Annotated in this window: 13 protein-coding genes; 9 read left to right on the plus strand and 4 right to left on the minus strand. The window is 70.2% G+C overall.

Annotated elements, in window-relative coordinates:
- Positions 1-51: 51 nt before the first annotated feature.
- From lon to ACIBEJ_RS01650, 9 genes are all read left to right on the plus strand, one after another.
- On the plus strand, positions 52-2,412 hold the full coding sequence (gene lon / locus ACIBEJ_RS01610; protein ID WP_397180622.1) for an endopeptidase La: 2,361 nt from the start codon (positions 52-54) through the stop codon (positions 2,410-2,412).
- 120 nt (positions 2,413-2,532) lie between these two features.
- On the plus strand, positions 2,533-3,669 hold the full coding sequence (locus ACIBEJ_RS01615) for a Fic family protein (RefSeq protein WP_397180623.1): 1,137 nt from the start codon (positions 2,533-2,535) through the stop codon (positions 3,667-3,669).
- 337 nt (positions 3,670-4,006) lie between these two features.
- Complete coding sequence (locus ACIBEJ_RS01620; RefSeq protein WP_397180624.1) at positions 4,007-4,951, plus strand: methionine ABC transporter ATP-binding protein; 945 nt, start codon at positions 4,007-4,009, stop codon at positions 4,949-4,951.
- 607 nt (positions 4,952-5,558) lie between these two features.
- The gene (locus ACIBEJ_RS01625; RefSeq protein ID WP_397180625.1) at positions 5,559-6,215 is read left to right on the plus strand and encodes a methionine ABC transporter permease; all 657 of its coding nucleotides are present in this window, start codon (positions 5,559-5,561) and stop codon (positions 6,213-6,215) included.
- A 25-nt stretch (positions 6,216-6,240) separates the two neighbouring features.
- A complete protein-coding gene (locus ACIBEJ_RS01630) occupies positions 6,241-7,077 on the plus strand; it encodes a MetQ/NlpA family ABC transporter substrate-binding protein (RefSeq protein ID WP_397180626.1) in 837 nt (278 codons plus the stop codon).
- A gap of 165 nt (positions 7,078-7,242) precedes the next feature.
- Positions 7,243-7,839 (plus strand): hypothetical protein, encoded by a 597-nt coding sequence (locus tag ACIBEJ_RS01635; RefSeq protein WP_397180627.1) that lies wholly within the window; start codon positions 7,243-7,245, stop codon positions 7,837-7,839.
- Between the two features lie 110 nt (positions 7,840-7,949).
- Positions 7,950-9,011 (plus strand): C39 family peptidase, encoded by a 1,062-nt coding sequence (locus tag ACIBEJ_RS01640; RefSeq protein WP_397180628.1) that lies wholly within the window; start codon positions 7,950-7,952, stop codon positions 9,009-9,011.
- A gap of 18 nt (positions 9,012-9,029) precedes the next feature.
- On the plus strand, positions 9,030-10,553 hold the full coding sequence (locus ACIBEJ_RS01645; RefSeq protein WP_397180629.1) for an AMP-binding protein: 1,524 nt from the start codon (positions 9,030-9,032) through the stop codon (positions 10,551-10,553).
- A 150-nt stretch (positions 10,554-10,703) separates the two neighbouring features.
- Positions 10,704-11,921: a S1C family serine protease gene (locus ACIBEJ_RS01650; RefSeq protein ID WP_397180630.1), complete on the plus strand. Its 1,218-nt coding sequence runs from the start codon at positions 10,704-10,706 to the stop codon at positions 11,919-11,921.
- A gap of 79 nt (positions 11,922-12,000) precedes the next feature.
- On the opposite strand, the gene ACIBEJ_RS01655 is transcribed toward ACIBEJ_RS01650, so the two are convergent.
- The 4 genes from ACIBEJ_RS01655 to ACIBEJ_RS01670 are packed head-to-tail and all read right to left on the minus strand — an operon-like array spanning position 12,001 to position 14,563.
- Positions 12,001-12,741: an ABC transporter permease gene (locus ACIBEJ_RS01655; RefSeq protein WP_397180631.1), complete on the minus strand. Its 741-nt coding sequence runs from the start codon at positions 12,739-12,741 to the stop codon at positions 12,001-12,003.
- 9 nt (positions 12,742-12,750) lie between these two features.
- Positions 12,751-13,632: an ABC transporter ATP-binding protein gene (locus ACIBEJ_RS01660; RefSeq protein ID WP_397180632.1), complete on the minus strand. Its 882-nt coding sequence runs from the start codon at positions 13,630-13,632 to the stop codon at positions 12,751-12,753.
- Positions 13,629-13,937, minus strand: a complete 309-nt coding sequence (locus ACIBEJ_RS01665; RefSeq protein WP_397180633.1) for a winged helix-turn-helix domain-containing protein — start codon at positions 13,935-13,937, stop codon at positions 13,629-13,631. The genes ACIBEJ_RS01660 and ACIBEJ_RS01665 overlap by 4 nt, the downstream gene beginning before the upstream one ends.
- Positions 13,934-14,563 (minus strand): hypothetical protein, encoded by a 630-nt coding sequence (locus ACIBEJ_RS01670; protein WP_397180634.1) that lies wholly within the window; start codon positions 14,561-14,563, stop codon positions 13,934-13,936. Before ACIBEJ_RS01670 ends, ACIBEJ_RS01665 begins: the two co-directional genes overlap by 4 nt.
- Positions 14,564-14,569 lie beyond the last annotated feature (6 nt).

Here is a 14,569-nt window from a genome sequence, read left to right on the forward strand (position 1 = left end):
TCGGCGGCTCTGATGAATTGAGTCGGTATAACTCAACCCTTTGGAGTTCGTATGAGTGAGAAGCTGATCCTCCCGGTGCTGCCGCTGGACGACGAGGTCGTCCTGCCCGGAATGGTGGTGCCGCTCGACCTGTCCGACTCCGAGGTGCGCGCCGCGATAGACGCGGCCCAGGCATCCGGTGGCAACAAGCCAAGGGTGCTTCTCGTTCCCCGGATCGACGGCAGATATGGCGCGATCGGCGTCCAGGCGGTGGTGGAGCAGGTCGGCAGGCTGCCGGGCGGTGAGCCCGCGGCCGTCGTGCGCGGCGTCAACCGCGTGCGCGTGGGCACCGGCACCACCGGGCCGGGCGCGGCCCTGTGGGTCGAGGCCGACAGCGTCGACCGCGTGGAGGCCGGCGAGCAGGCGCACGAGCTGGCCCGCGAGTACAAGGCGCTGGCCACGACCATCCTGCAGAAGCGCGGCGCGTGGCAGGTGGTCGACCAGGTCAACCAGATCGACGACCCCTCCGTGCTGGCCGACAGCTCCGGCTACACCCCTTGGCTGACCACCGCGCAGAAGGTGGAGCTGCTGGAGTCGCCCGACCCGGCCGACCGGCTGGCCAAGCTGGTCGAGTGGTCGCGCGAGCACCTCGCCGAGCTCGACGTCGCCGAGACGATCCGCAAGGACGTCCAGGAGGGCATGGAGAAGCAGCAGCGCGAGTTCCTGCTCCGCCAGCAGCTCTCCGCCGTGCAGAAGGAGCTCAGGGAGCTCAAGGGCGACTCGGCCGAGAGCGAGGAGGAGGACTACCGCGCCCGCGTCGAGGCCGCCGACCTGCCCGACAAGGTGCGCGAGGCCGCGCTCAAGGAGGTCGACAAGCTGGAGCGGACCTCCGACCAGTCGCCGGAGACCGGCTGGATCCGCACCTGGCTCGACACCGTCCTCGACATCCCCTGGAACACCAGGACCGACGACACCTACGACATCGACGGCGCCCGCGAGGTGCTGGACGCCGACCACACTGGCCTCGACGACGTCAAGGACCGCATCATCGAGCACCTGGCCGTGCGCAAGCGCCGCCAGGACAAGGGACTCGGCGTGGTGGGCGGCCGCCGCAGCGGAGCCGTTCTCGCGCTCGCCGGACCTCCCGGAGTCGGCAAGACCTCGCTCGGCGAGTCCGTCGCGCGCTCGATGGGACGCAAGTTCGTCCGCGTCGCCCTCGGCGGCGTGCGCGACGAGGCCGAGATCCGCGGCCACCGGCGCACCTACGTGGGCGCGCTGCCCGGCCGCATCGTCCGCGCGATCAGGGAGGCCGGCTCCATGAACCCGGTCGTCCTGCTCGACGAGGTCGACAAGGTCGGCGCCGACTACCGCGGCGACCCGACCGCGGCGCTGCTCGAGGTGCTCGACCCGGCCCAGAACCACACGTTCCGCGACCACTACCTGGAGGTCGAGCTCGACCTGTCGGACGTGCTCTTCCTGGCCACGGCCAACGTCCTGGAGGCGATCCCCGGGCCGCTGCTCGACCGCATGGAGGTCGTCACCCTCGACGGCTACACCGAGGACGAGAAGCTCGCCATCGCCCGCGACCACCTGCTGCCCAAGCAGCTCAAGCAGGCCGGTTTCGAGGCGGAGGAGATCTCCTTCGAGGAGGGCGCGCTGCGCCGCCTGGCCACCGAGTACACCCGCGAGGCGGGCGTGCGCTCCCTGGAGCGCGCGGTCGGCAGGGTGATCCGCAAGATCGCGGCGAAGGACGAGGTCCCCGTCACGGTCAGCGCGGAGGCGCTCGTCGACTACCTCGGCCGTCCGCGCTTCGTGCCCGAGTCGTCGCTGCCGGAGTCCAAGCAGCGCACCTCGGTGCCCGGCGTGGCCACGGGCCTGGCGGTCACCGGAGCCGGCGGCGACGTCCTGTACGTCGAGGCGTCGCTGGCCGACCCCGAGACCGGCGACACCGGCCTCACGCTCACCGGCCAGCTCGGCGACGTGATGAAGGAGTCGGCCAGGATCGCCCTGTCCTACCTGCGCAGTCACGGCGCGGAGCTGGAGCTGCCGGTTACCGCGCTGAAGGACCGGTCGGTGCACGTGCACTTCCCGGCCGGCGCCGTCCCCAAGGACGGCCCGTCGGCGGGCGTCACGCTCACCACCGCCCTGGCCTCGCTGCTGTCCGGCCGCCTCGTCCGCAACGACGTCGCGATGACCGGCGAGATCTCGCTCACCGGGCGGGTCCTGCCGATCGGCGGCGTCAAGCAGAAGCTGCTCGCGGCGCACCGGGCGGGCATCACCACGGTGCTCATCCCGGCCCGCAACGAGCCCGACCTGGACGACCTGCCCAAGGAGATCCGCGACGAGCTGACCATCCACGCGGTCGGCGACGTGCGCGAGGTCCTGGACATCGCCCTCGCCCCGGCCAAGGTCGCCGCCTCCGCCGCGGCCTGACGCCTCCCGCGCCTGCCCCGCCGTACCAGTTGGAGCTGGTACGGCGGGGCAGCTTTCGCATATATGGGCAAATCATCTAGTCGCTTGACTGAATGAATTGGTTATGCTGTCATGGCCTCCATGCTCTACGGAACGCCCTCGCTGGAACCCGTCGACCAGGCCGTGCTCCAGGAGGTCGAGGAGATGCGGCGGGAGCTGAAGTACCGCCTGGCCGAGACCCACCGGTGGGACGGCCAGCTCCGCAGGCAACTCCAGGCCAGGGCGATCCAGGGGTCCAACTCCATCGAGGGCTACCGGGCCAGCGTCGAGGACATCGAGTCGATCATGTCGGGGGAGGAGCCGCTGGAGACCGGGGCGGGGGTGGCGCGGGAAATCGCGGGATACCAGCAGGCGCTGACCTACATCCGGTCGTTGTCACGGGCTCCGGCGTTCCGCTTCGACGTGGGCGTGATCAACGCGCTCAACTTCATGATGATCGGCCACCACCACGGCAAGACTCCCGGCGTGATCCGGCCCGGCGGCATCTACATCCGCAACACCGACACCGGAGAGGTTGTCTACGAGGGGCCGGATGCTGAGGACGTTCCGGCGTTGCTGGACGAGCTGGTGGCGTGGCTCAACTCCGGCGACCTCGACGCGCCGGCCTATGTTCGTGCCGCCATGGCCCACCTCAACCTGGTCAAGATCCACCCCTGGCGCGACGGCAACGGCCGGATGTCACGGGCGCTCCAGACGCTCGTGCTGGGCAGGGAGCAGATCACGACACCCGAGTTCTCCTCGATCGAGGAGTGGCTGGGGCAGCCGCGCACGACCATCGAGTACTACGACGCGCTGGGCGAGGTGGGGCGGAAGCAGTGGGCGCCGCACGGGCAGACGCTGTCGTGGGTGCGGTTCTGTCTGCGAGCCCACCATCTCCAGGCCCAGCGCGTGGCCCAGCGGCTGCGCGAGGCGGGCGAGATCTGGATGCTCCTCGAAGGGCAGATCGACGCCGACGGGCTCAACACCCGCACCGTCTCAGCGCTCTACGAGGTCTTCGTCAACAGGCGGCTGCGCCGTACGCGCTATCAGGCCGACGAGAACCTCAGCCAGGGACAGGCCGCCCGCGACCTGCGTGACCTGGCGGCGAAGGGCTGGCTGCGGCCCTACGGCGAGACCAAGGGCCGCTTCTACGCGCCGGGGCCGCGCATGGAGGCCATCAAGGCGGACTTCGCCGAGCGCGCCACCCCGCTGCGCGACCCCTACCTCGCTCGCGCGTGAGGCAGCTCACATCGGGCCGGGGGAATAGCGCGCGGTAAAGAGGCCGTTGGCACCAGCGTGAACGAGGCACCCGCGAACGTCATGAGCGCCATGGGCGAGGTCATGTGCCGCGGCATGCGCCGAATGCGGACGATGGCCTGTCCGGCCCGCTGAGCGAACCGCCCGCCCGTTCTCCCGAAGGTACTTCCTCATGATCGCACCACCCAGCTACGTGCTGCGCAGGCTCAGCCACCTGCCCTTCCACCCCGGCACGCGCTAGCGCTTCCCCCGCTCACCGACTGTTCCAGCTCTCAGCGGCCCGCTCCCGCGTGGTCGCCATCCGTGATGGGGATATTTCGTGATCCAGGCTTCTGGCCTGCGCAAGCAGTACGGGGACACCGCCGCGCTCGACGGCGTCGACCTGCACGTGCGCAAGGGCGAGATCTACGGCGTGCTCGGCCAGAGCGGCGCCGGCAAGAGCACGCTCCTGCGCTGCGTCAACCTCCTCGAACGCCCCGACGCAGGCACCGTCACCGTCGACGGCCAGGACCTGACCCGGCTCGGCGACCGCGACCTCAACCAGGCCCGCCAGCGCATCGGCATGATCCACCAGCACTTCGCCCTGCTGTCGTCGCGCACCGTCGCGGGCAACGTGGCGTTCCCGCTGGAGGTCATGGGCGTGCCCAGGGCCGAGCGCGAACGCCGCGTGGCCGAGCTCCTCGACCTCGTCGGCCTGGGCGGGCGCGGGGGCGACCGCCCCCGGCAACTGTCCGGCGGGCAGAAGCAGCGGGTCGGCATCGCGCGGGCGCTGGCCGGCAACCCGTCGGTACTGCTGTCCGACGAGGCCACCTCCGCCCTCGACCCGGCCACCACCGACTCGATCCTGGGCCTGCTGAAGCGCCTGAACACCGAGCTCGGCCTCACGATCCTGCTCATCACCCACGAGATGAACGTCGTCAAGGCGGTCTGCGACTCGGTGGCCATCATGGCCGGGGGGCGCATCGAGGAGTCCGGCACCATCGCGGGCCTCATCCGGACGCCGGGCTCGCGCCTGACCCGCGAGATCTTCCCCCTCCCGCCGCCGTCGCCCGGCGACATCACGCTGACGTTCACCGGGCAGGCGGACGAGCCGGTGATCTCGGAGGTCGTGCGCAAGTTCGACACCGACATCAACGTGCTGGGCGGCGCGATCGAGGACCTCGCGGGCTCCCGCGTCGGCCGCCTGCGCGTCACCCTCTCCGGCGACCCGGCCGCCCTCACCTACCTGCGCGACCGCGGGCTGCTGGTGGAGGTGGCGCCGTGACGCCTCCCTCCGTTCCCGTGCCGTCTGCCCCGCGCCGCTCTCGCGTCCTGTCGCGCCATGCCTCTGCCGGCGCTCCGGGGTGGCGTGCCGGCGTTCCGGGGTGGCGTGCTCGCGTCCTGCGGTGGCGTGAGCTTCGCGCCTTTCCGCTACGGCGAAGCCAAGCGAGCGCCGCCCACCGCCGTGGGCTCGCGCCGATCATCCGAGCGCCGCGCACGTCGGACGTGGTGCTCGCCGCCACGACGTCCTCTTGGCCCGCCACCGTGCCGGGGCCGCCCGCCGTACCCGCTGCGCCGGACACCACCGGCCACCACCTCGCCGTCTCGGCGCAGGAGCGCGGGCCGGCGGCGGCGCGCGTTGCGCCGGGCCGCGCCGCACCACATCCCGCCGGCCCGGCGCACGAGCGCGGGCTGGCGGAGGTGCGGGCCGTGACGGTCTCCGCCGCGCGGCGTCGCGCTGTTCCGCCGCACGTGGGCGGGCCGGCGGGGGTGCGGGTTGCGCCGGTTTCCGACGTACCGCGTCCCGCCTACCCGGCTCTGGAGCGGGGACCGATGTGGGAGCCGGGTGGCGGTCGAGGGGTGTGTGTCGAGCGTGTGGGGGAGGGGGTTCTGTGAGTTGGGATGAGATGGTTCCGCTGCTCTGGGAGGGCACCGGGCAGACGGCGGCCATGGTGGGGCTGGCGACCCTGTTCACCGTGCTGCTCGGGTTGCCGCTCGGTGTCGCGCTCGTCGTGTTCGACCGCGGTGGCCTGAAGCCGGTTCCGGCGCTCAAGGGGGTGCTCGGGGCGGTCGTCAACGTCGGGCGGTCGCTGCCGTTCATCGTGCTGATGATCGCGATCATCCCGTTCACCCGCCTGGTCGTGGGGACCACGATCGGGACCCTGGCCGTGGTCGTGCCGCTGACCGTGGGGGCGGTGCCGTTCTTCGCGCGGCTCGTGGAGACGGCGCTGCGGGAGGTCGGCGGGGACGTGGTCCAGGCGGCCCAGGCCATGGGCGCGGGCCGGATGGCGATCGTGCGGAAGGTTCTGCTGCCCGAGGCCCTGCCCGGGATCGTCGCGGGGATCACCGTCACCGTCGTGGCGCTGGTCGGGTACTCGGCCATGGCCGGGACCGTCGGCGGCGGCGGGCTGGGGGACCTGGCGGTCCGGTATGGGTATCTGAGGTTCGAGGGGCAGGTCATGCTCGCCACGGTCGTGGTGCTGATCGTGCTCGTGCAGCTCGTCCAGAGCCTCGGCGACCTCGTCGTGCGGCGGATGTCGCACAAGTAAGTTCACCTCTAGAAGGAAGATCGATATGAAGATTCGCGCTCTTGCGGGCGTTGCCGCCCTTTCGTTGTTGCTCGCCGCATGCGGAACGTCGCAGTCCGCGACCGGCTCCGCCGCGCAGCCCGCCGCCGAGTCGGCCGACACGGTGCTCAAGGTGGGCGCGAGCCCGGTGCCGCACGGGGAGATCCTGACCTTCGTCAAGGACAACCTGGCCAAGCAGGCCGGGCTGAACCTGGAAGTGGTCGAGTTCACCGACTACGTGCAGCCGAACGTGCAGCTCAGTGAGGGCCAGATCGGCGCCAACTTCTTCCAGCACAAGCCGTACCTGGACGACTTCAACAAGTCGAAGGGCACCAAGCTCAGCTTCGTGACGCCGGTCCACCTGGAGCCGCTGGGGCTGTACTCGAAGAAGATCACGAACGTCTCCGCGCTGGCGAGCGGGGCGACGGTCGCGGTGCCGAACGACGCTACGAACCTCGGCCGGGCGCTCAAGCTGCTGGCCGACAACGGCCTCATCACGCTGAAGGAGGGCGTCGGCACCGCCGCCACCGAGCGCGACGTGACCGGCAACCCGAAGAACCTCACCTTCAAGCCGCTGGAGGCGCCGCTGCTGCCGCGCTCGCTGGAGGACGTCGACGCGGCGGTCATCAACGGCAACTACGCCATCGAGGCGGGGCTCAAGCCGGCCTCGCAGGCGCTCGTGCTGGAGAAGACCGAGGGCAACCCGTACGTCAACGGCCTGGTCGTGCAGGCGGGCCACGAAAAGGACGCCGGCGTCGTGACCCTGGGCAAGCTGCTGCAGGACCAGAAGGTCAAGGACTTCATCAAGAGCAAGTACGCGGGCGCGGTCATCCCGGCCGAGTGACCCGGCAAATAGAGATCCCCCGCCGCGGTAGATATCCGGCGGGGGATCTTTATTATTTGTCAAAGATCGGGAAAAGGGACTTATCAAGTAATTTGAAAGTGTTCGGCAATCCCGGCGGCGTACCAATGACGAGTCAGCACAACCTCTCCCGAGGAGGACCTCGAAGTGCGATTCGTCTCACGAATCCTGATCGGCGCCGCGGCGGCCACCATGGTCGCCGTCGCCGCCCCGGCCGTCGCGAGCGCGACGACCGCGACCGCTCCGGCCGCCGCCGGCACGACCGCGTCGCCCTACTACGACGCCGACTGGGGCCCCTACTTCTCCGCCGACCACAAGTCCAGGGCCGAGGGTCACGTCACCGTAGACAAGAAGTCCTACAAGTTCTGGTACTGGAAGACCTTCCACGTCAAGAAGCGCGTCTGCTGGAAGGACGACCAGGGCGACAAGCACTGCAAGTGGGTCGTGGAGAAGGTCAAGAAGAAGGTGTGGAAGTGGAAGCACGACTACTTCTACACGGTTCACAGCAAGCTCACCAACAACAAGTGGTGGGGCGGCAAGAAGTGCGCGTGGGAGACGTTCAAGGTCGTCGGATTCGACGGCTCGACCTCCTTCAAGAACTTCCGTAACTGCACCAAGCACCCGAAGCACTACTCGTTCTCCGGTAAGAACGCCGCGCACATCTACGTGGACGTGAGCCGGGGCGGTTTCTTCGGGCCGAAGAGCCACCACTCGGGCTGGAAGCCCGTGTACCACTTCTCCTGACCTCCCGCGGTCGGGCGGCGAAGCCGCGATCTCTCCCCGTCGAGATCGCGGCTTCGCCGTTTCCGGAAGAAATCCTGGGGTGGCGCATGCGCGAATGCGGCCATTCAACAATGGTGCGCATTCTCATCGCGATATCGATGGTGCTGCCGGGTCAGGCGGTGGACGGGCGGGTCGCCTACCAGAGGGAGCCCGCCTTCACGGCGTCCGCCTTCGCGGGCTCGGCCTTCACCGCTTCGGCCCTTACCCGGTCGGGCGCGTGGGAGGTGGCCCGCTGGACCGGGCCGATGCGGCGGATCGGCTTCGCCGCCACGGAGATCGTGCCGTCGTGGACCGCCGAGACGCCGCCGGGCACCTGGATCCGGGTGGAGCTGCGGGTGCCCGGTTCGGGGTGGTACGTGATGGGCCGCTGGTCCTACGACGGCGTCAGGACCACCGTGAAGGGACAGGCCGACGCCCACGGGCAGGTGGCGGCGGACGTGTTCAAGGCCAAGGGGGCGGTGAGCGCCTACCGGCTGCGCGTGTCGGCGTATCGGCGGCCGGGCGCCGCCGTATTGCCGAGGATCCGCACGCTCGGCGCGGTCGCCTCGCGCCCGGGCGGGACGCGGGCCCGCGGCGGGCGCGCGTGGGGGCGGGAGCTCGCGGTGCCGCGCAAGTCGCAGCTCGCGCACGCCGGCCACGGCGGCGCGGCGTGGTGCGGCCCGACCGCCACCGCCATGGTGCTGGCCTATTGGAAGGCGGGCCCGAAACCGGAGGAGATGTCCTGGGTGCCGCGCGGAGACCCGGACCCGGCGGTCGACCACGCGGCCAGGCACACCTATGACAAGGCTTACGGCGGCACCGGCAACTGGGCTTTCAACACCGCCTATGCCGGAACCTTCGGCCTCGATGCCTCGGTGGTCAGGATGCGGTCGCTGGCCGAGGTCGAGGATCTCGTCGCGGCGAAGGTGCCGGTCGTGACCTCGCTGGCCTTCACCCGCAAGGAGCTGGGGTACGCCTCCGACGGCCACCTCATGGTCGTCACCGGCTTCACCCGCGACGGCGACGTCATCGCCAACGACCCGGCGGCGCGCGGCGTGCGGGCGGTGTATCCGAGGGCGGCCTTCGAACGGGCCTGGCAACGTTCCACCACGGGCACCACCTACGTCATCAGGCCCTTCCGGGCGGACGCTTAACCGAATATCGTTCGGTTCATGTACCCGGGAGCCATCGCAGCAGTCACCCCCGACAAGCCCGCTGTGGTCATGGCGGGCTCCAGGGAGGTCGTCACCTACCGCCGGCTGGACGAGGAGTCGAACCGGCTGGCCCACCTGTTCCGCTCCGCCGGGCTGCGGCCGGGCGACCACATCGCGTTCATGCTGCCCAACCATCCGCTCTTCCTGGCCGTGGCCTGGGCGGCGCACCGCTCCGGCCTGTACTACACCGCGGTCAGCTCCCGCCTGCAGGCCGACGAGCTCGCCTACATCGTGGACAACTGCGCGGCCCAGGTCTTCATCACCAGCGCCGACCTGGCCGAGGTCGCGCGGGCCGTGACCGGCGTCCGGTTGCGCCTCATGATGGACGGCGTCGCCGACGGCTTCGAGTCCTACGAGCGGGCGGTGGCGGGCCAGCCGGTCACCCCGATCGCGGACGAGTCGCAGGGCGCCGACATGCTCTACTCCTCGGGCACCACCGGCCGCCCGAAGGGCGTCAAGCCCAAGCTGTCACACGCGGCGCTGGACGAGCCCGGGGCGCTGTTCAACCTGGTGTCGTTCCTGTTCGCACCGGAGCGCGACAGCGTCTACCTCTCGCCCGCCCCGCTCTACCACGCCGCGCCGCTGCGCTACTGCATGACCTTCCAGCGGCTGGGCGCGACGGTGGTGGTGATGGAGAAGTTCGACCCGATCCGCTACCTGGAACTTGTCGAGAAATATCACGTCACGCACTCGCAGCTCGTGCCCACCATGTTCATCAAAATGCTCAAACTTCCAGAAGAAGAGCGGACAAAGCGGGATATTTCCAGTCTCAAGTATGCGATCCACGCGGCGGCCCCCTGCCCCGTCCCCGTCAAGGAGCAGATGATCGACTGGTGGGGCCCGATCGTCCACGAGTACTACGCGGGCACCGAGGGCAACGGCTTCCTCTACGCCGGCCCCCAGGACTGGATGGCCCACAAGGGCACCGTCGGCCGCTCCCTGCTGGGCAAGGTGCACGTGCTGGACGAGGAGGGCAACGACCTGCCGCCCGGCGAGCACGGCACGGTCTTCTTCTCCGACGGCCTCACCTTCGAGTACCACGGCGACCCGGACAAGACCCGCGCCGCCCAGGACCCGCAGGGCCGCGGCTGGACCACGCTCGGCGACATCGGCTACCTGGACGAGGAGGGCTTCCTCTACCTCACCGACCGCCGCTCCTACATGATCATCTCCGGCGGCGTGAACATCTACCCGCAGGAGGCGGAGAACGTCCTGTCCATCCACCCCAAGGTGGCCGACGTGGCGGTCTTCGGCGTCCCGGACGAGGAGATGGGCGAGCAGGTCAAGGCGGTCGTGCAGCCGGCCGACATGGAGCAGGCGGGACCGGCCCTGGAGGCCGAGCTGATCGCCTACTGCCGGGAGCACCTCGCCCACTACAAATGCCCCAGATCGGTAGACTTCCGGCAGGAGTTGCCCCGCCACCCCACCGGCAAGCTCTACAAGCGGTTGCTCCGCGACGAGTACTGGCCGAAGCCGGCCTGAGAATCGCATGAGAATCCGGCCGGCCCCCGCTCATCCGACCAGGGCGGATAAGGCCGGCGTCAGCCCGTTCAGAAGGCTCTGATCACCGCCTTAACCTGCCTTAACAGCGACATTGGCACTCTTGAGTCATCGGGACTTGAGGAGATGACGATGGACGCGAACGAGCCTCGCGAGCAGGGCTGGACCCAGTTCGGCGCCAAGCCGCCGGCCGCCGGGGGCTTCCCCAGCCATGACACGGCGATCCTGCCACCGCCCCCGCCGCCGCCCGCGGCCAGGAAGCCGGGCTTCACGGGAGGGCAGAAGGCGATCGCCGGACTGGCGCTGGCGGCCATGGCGATCGGCGGCGGCGTCGCGGGGGCGGCCATCACGAGCGCCTTCCAGACGCCGCAGGTGGTCCAGTCGGCGCCGAGCCCGGCCTTCAAGCCGGCCGCGAACCAGATGACGATCAGCGAGGTGGCCACCAAGGTCCAGCCGTCGGTCGTGATGATCCAGGGCCAGCAGGCCGGCGGATCCGGGGTCGTGCTCTCCGAGGACGGTCTCATCCTCACCAACAACCACGTGGTCGCCGCCAACGGGCAGCAGAGCCAGTTGTCGGTCAAGTTCAGCGACGGCAAGACCGCCAAGGCCACCGTCGTCGGCACCGACCCGTCCACGGACCTGGCCGTCATCAAGGCCGAGGGCGTCTCCGGGCTCACCAAGGCCGAACTCGGCGACAGCGACCAGCTCAAGGTCGGCGACGCCGTCCTGGCCATCGGCAGCCCGCTCGGGCTGGAGGGCACGGTCACCTCCGGCATCGTCAGCGCGCTCGACCGCACGCTCAACGTCGGCGGCGAGCAGGAGCAGCAGCTTCCGCCCGGCTGGGGCCGCGGCGGCCAGGATTCCGCCCCGCCGACCAGCATCGGCGGCGCCATCCAGACCGACGCCTCGATCAACTCCGGCAACTCGGGCGGCGCGCTCGTCAACGCCGCCGGCCAGGTGGTGGGCATCAACACCGCGATCGCCACCAACGGCAGCAACGGCAGCATCGGCCTGGGCTTCGCCATCCCGATGAACACCGCCAAGCAGGTGGCCGACCAGCTCAGCACCACGGGAACGGTGAAGCACGCCTTCCTCGGCGTGAGCGTGACCGACGCCAGCGGTGACGTGCCCGGGGCGCTGGTCCGCCAGGTCACCCAGAACAGCCCCGCCGCCAAGGCGGGCTTGACTCAGGGCGACCTCATCACGAGGATCGGCGACAAGCCGGTCGATGGCGGGGATACCGTGGTCGGACAGGTCAGAGGTTTCAAACCGGGCCAACAGGTCAAGATCACATATATGAGGGACGGGAAGCAGAACGAAGTGACCGTTACCCTCGAAGAGAAGAAATAGGACCCCCTCACGGACGGGTGCGCCGTCGAGATCGCTGCGGACTCGGCGGCGCACCCCCGTTCGTGGGAGAGAGAGGGGTCTAGGAGAACCGGCGCCCCTCGTCGCGCCGGTAGGCCCAGGCGGCCAGCGCGGCGGTCACCGCGATCCAGACCCCCAGCGTCACCAGCGCGGTCCCGTGCGGAGCCGCGCCCGTGGTGGCCCACCACATGAGCTCGCCCGCGCCCCTGCTCGGCAGGAACAGCGACAGCGTCTGCACGAACGACGGCATCAGTTGCAGCGGCAGCATCAGCCCGCCCAGGATGGCCAGCGGGAAGAACGCCACCTGCGACACCGCGATCGCCCCCTTCGAGGGCAGCAGGTAGCCGATGAACAGGGCCAGCAGTATGAACGGGATCGTCGCGACGACCAGCGCGCCCAGGCCGGCCAGCAACCGGGTGGGCGTGATCTCCGCCGCGGTGAACGCGGCGCCGATGATGAGCACCGGGATCACCGACAGGAACATGGAGATCACCGTCGTCACGATCCGCCCGGCGAAGGCGGGCAGCGGCCCGGCGGGCAGCGTGCGCAGGTAGGGGTTCCACGGCTGCTCACGATCCTGTGACACCGAGATCGACAACGAGATCAGCGCCGCCGAGATCGCGCCGAACAGCATCATGGAGGCGGTGGCGCGCGTGGCGGCCAGGGGGTCGTCCCCGGCGAACGGCACCACGAACGCCAGCATCGCCGCCGCGGGGAAGAACGAGCTAGCCACCAGACCGATCGGCACCCGGAATTGCTCGATCATCAGGAAACGGGTGTGGGCCAGGATCAAGCTGGACATGCGCACTCCTCAGGCGGTGACGGGCTCGGGGGCGGTCAGGTGGAGGAACGCCTCCTCCAGGGACGTCGGCCGGATCTCCAGGCCGGTGAACGGCGTGCCGCTGCGCACCAGCTCCACCACCAGGTGGTCGGCGTCGGCGGTCATCAGGTGCGTGCGCCCGCCCTCGCGCTCGCTGGAGAGCACGCCGGGCAGCTCCGGCAGGGTGGAAGCGGTCAGCGAGACGCGCTGCACGCCCACCATGTCCCGCACCGCCCGCACGGTGTCGTCGGCCAGCACGCGGCCCTGCGCGACGACGATGACCCGCTGGGCCAGCGCCTCGATCTCCTCCAGGTAGTGGCTGGTCAGCAGCACGGTGCCGCCGTCCTCGTGGAAGGCGCGGATGCCGTCCCACAGGGTGCGCCTGGCCTCGACGTCCAGGCCGGTGGTGGGCTCGTCGAGGAAGACCAGGCGCGGGTCGCCGGCGAAGGCGAGCGCGACCGCCAGGCGGCGCTTCTGCCCGCCGGACAGCCCGCCGATCTGGCGCCGGTCCAGGTCGGACAGGCCGAAGCGCTCCAGCAGTTCGCCCTTGGGACGGGCCTTGGGGTAGTGGCTGGTGACGAAGGCGACGACCTCGCCCACGCGCAGCGCCTCCGGCAGGCCGGTCTCCTGCGGGGTGACACCGATGCCGCGCCGTACCAGAGGGTCGGAGGGGGAGCCGCCGAGCAGCTCGACCGTGCCCGAGGTGGGACGGCGCAGCCCGACGAACAGGTTGATGAGCGTGGACTTGCCGGCGCCGTTGGGTCCGAGCAGGCCGACCAGCTCGCCGGCGCGGATCTCCAGGGAGACGCGGTCCAGGGCGAGCACGCCGCCGTAGCGCCGGGTGACGTCGGTGGTGCGGGCGAGAACGCTCATGGGGTGCCTCCAGCGGTGTCGAGCAGGGCGCGGATCGCCTTGGTGTATTCCTCGAAGGCCGCCCTGCCGCGCTTGGTCAGCGCGACGTAGGTGACGGGGGTGCGGCCCTTGTGCGTCTTGGTGATCTCCACGTAGCCGGCCTCTTCGAGCTTGGACAGGTGGACCGACAGGTTGCCCGCGGTCATGCCGAGCACGTCCTTCAGCCCGGGGAAGGCCAGCCGGTCGCCGGTGGGCAGCGTGTTGAGCGTCGCCACCACCCTGAGCCTGGCCTGGGCGTGGATGACGGGGTCGAGGTCGTGGTTCACCCCTGCCGCCAGCGCAGCCACAGCCCGGTGGCGACGGCCCCGCCGCCGCCGAGCACCGCGAGCAGCAGGTAGATCCAGCCGCCGCCGAGGACGGTTCCGGCCACGTCGAGCGCCACGACCCAGACGCCCAGCAGGAACTGCGGCCACAGCCGGTAGACCGCGCCGCCGGCCATGTAGAGCAGGCCGGCGACGAACATGAAGAGGGCGGTGTAGAAGGGGCCGATCATCTCGGACGGCAGCAGCGCGGAGAAGCGCGCGCCGATGACGCCCATGGCGTTGAAGCCGACGAACCAGGCCAGGCCGTACATGGCGCCGCGGGTCTCCGACTGGCCCTTGATGTGGCCGCCGGAGCGCAGCAGGGCGATGACCATGAGGACGAAGGCGATGATCTGGGTGCCCCAGAGCACGGCGAGCCCGGCCTGCCAGGTGATGGGCAGCGGTCCCGAGCCGTCGCCGGCCAGGCCCTGGCCGAGGAAGAGCGTGCCGAAGCCGATGAACCAGGCCACGCCCCACGGCACGTACATGAGGCGCGGGTCGGGGACGAACCGCCGCATCGCGGCCGCCTGCTGCTCTTCGATGAGCCGGAGCATCTCCTCCGGGCTCGGGGCGGCGTCCTGGTCTGCCATCGCCAA

This window comes from Nonomuraea sp. NPDC050790 (genome assembly GCF_044456745.1).
Taxonomy (GTDB): domain Bacteria; phylum Actinomycetota; class Actinomycetes; order Streptosporangiales; family Streptosporangiaceae; genus Nonomuraea.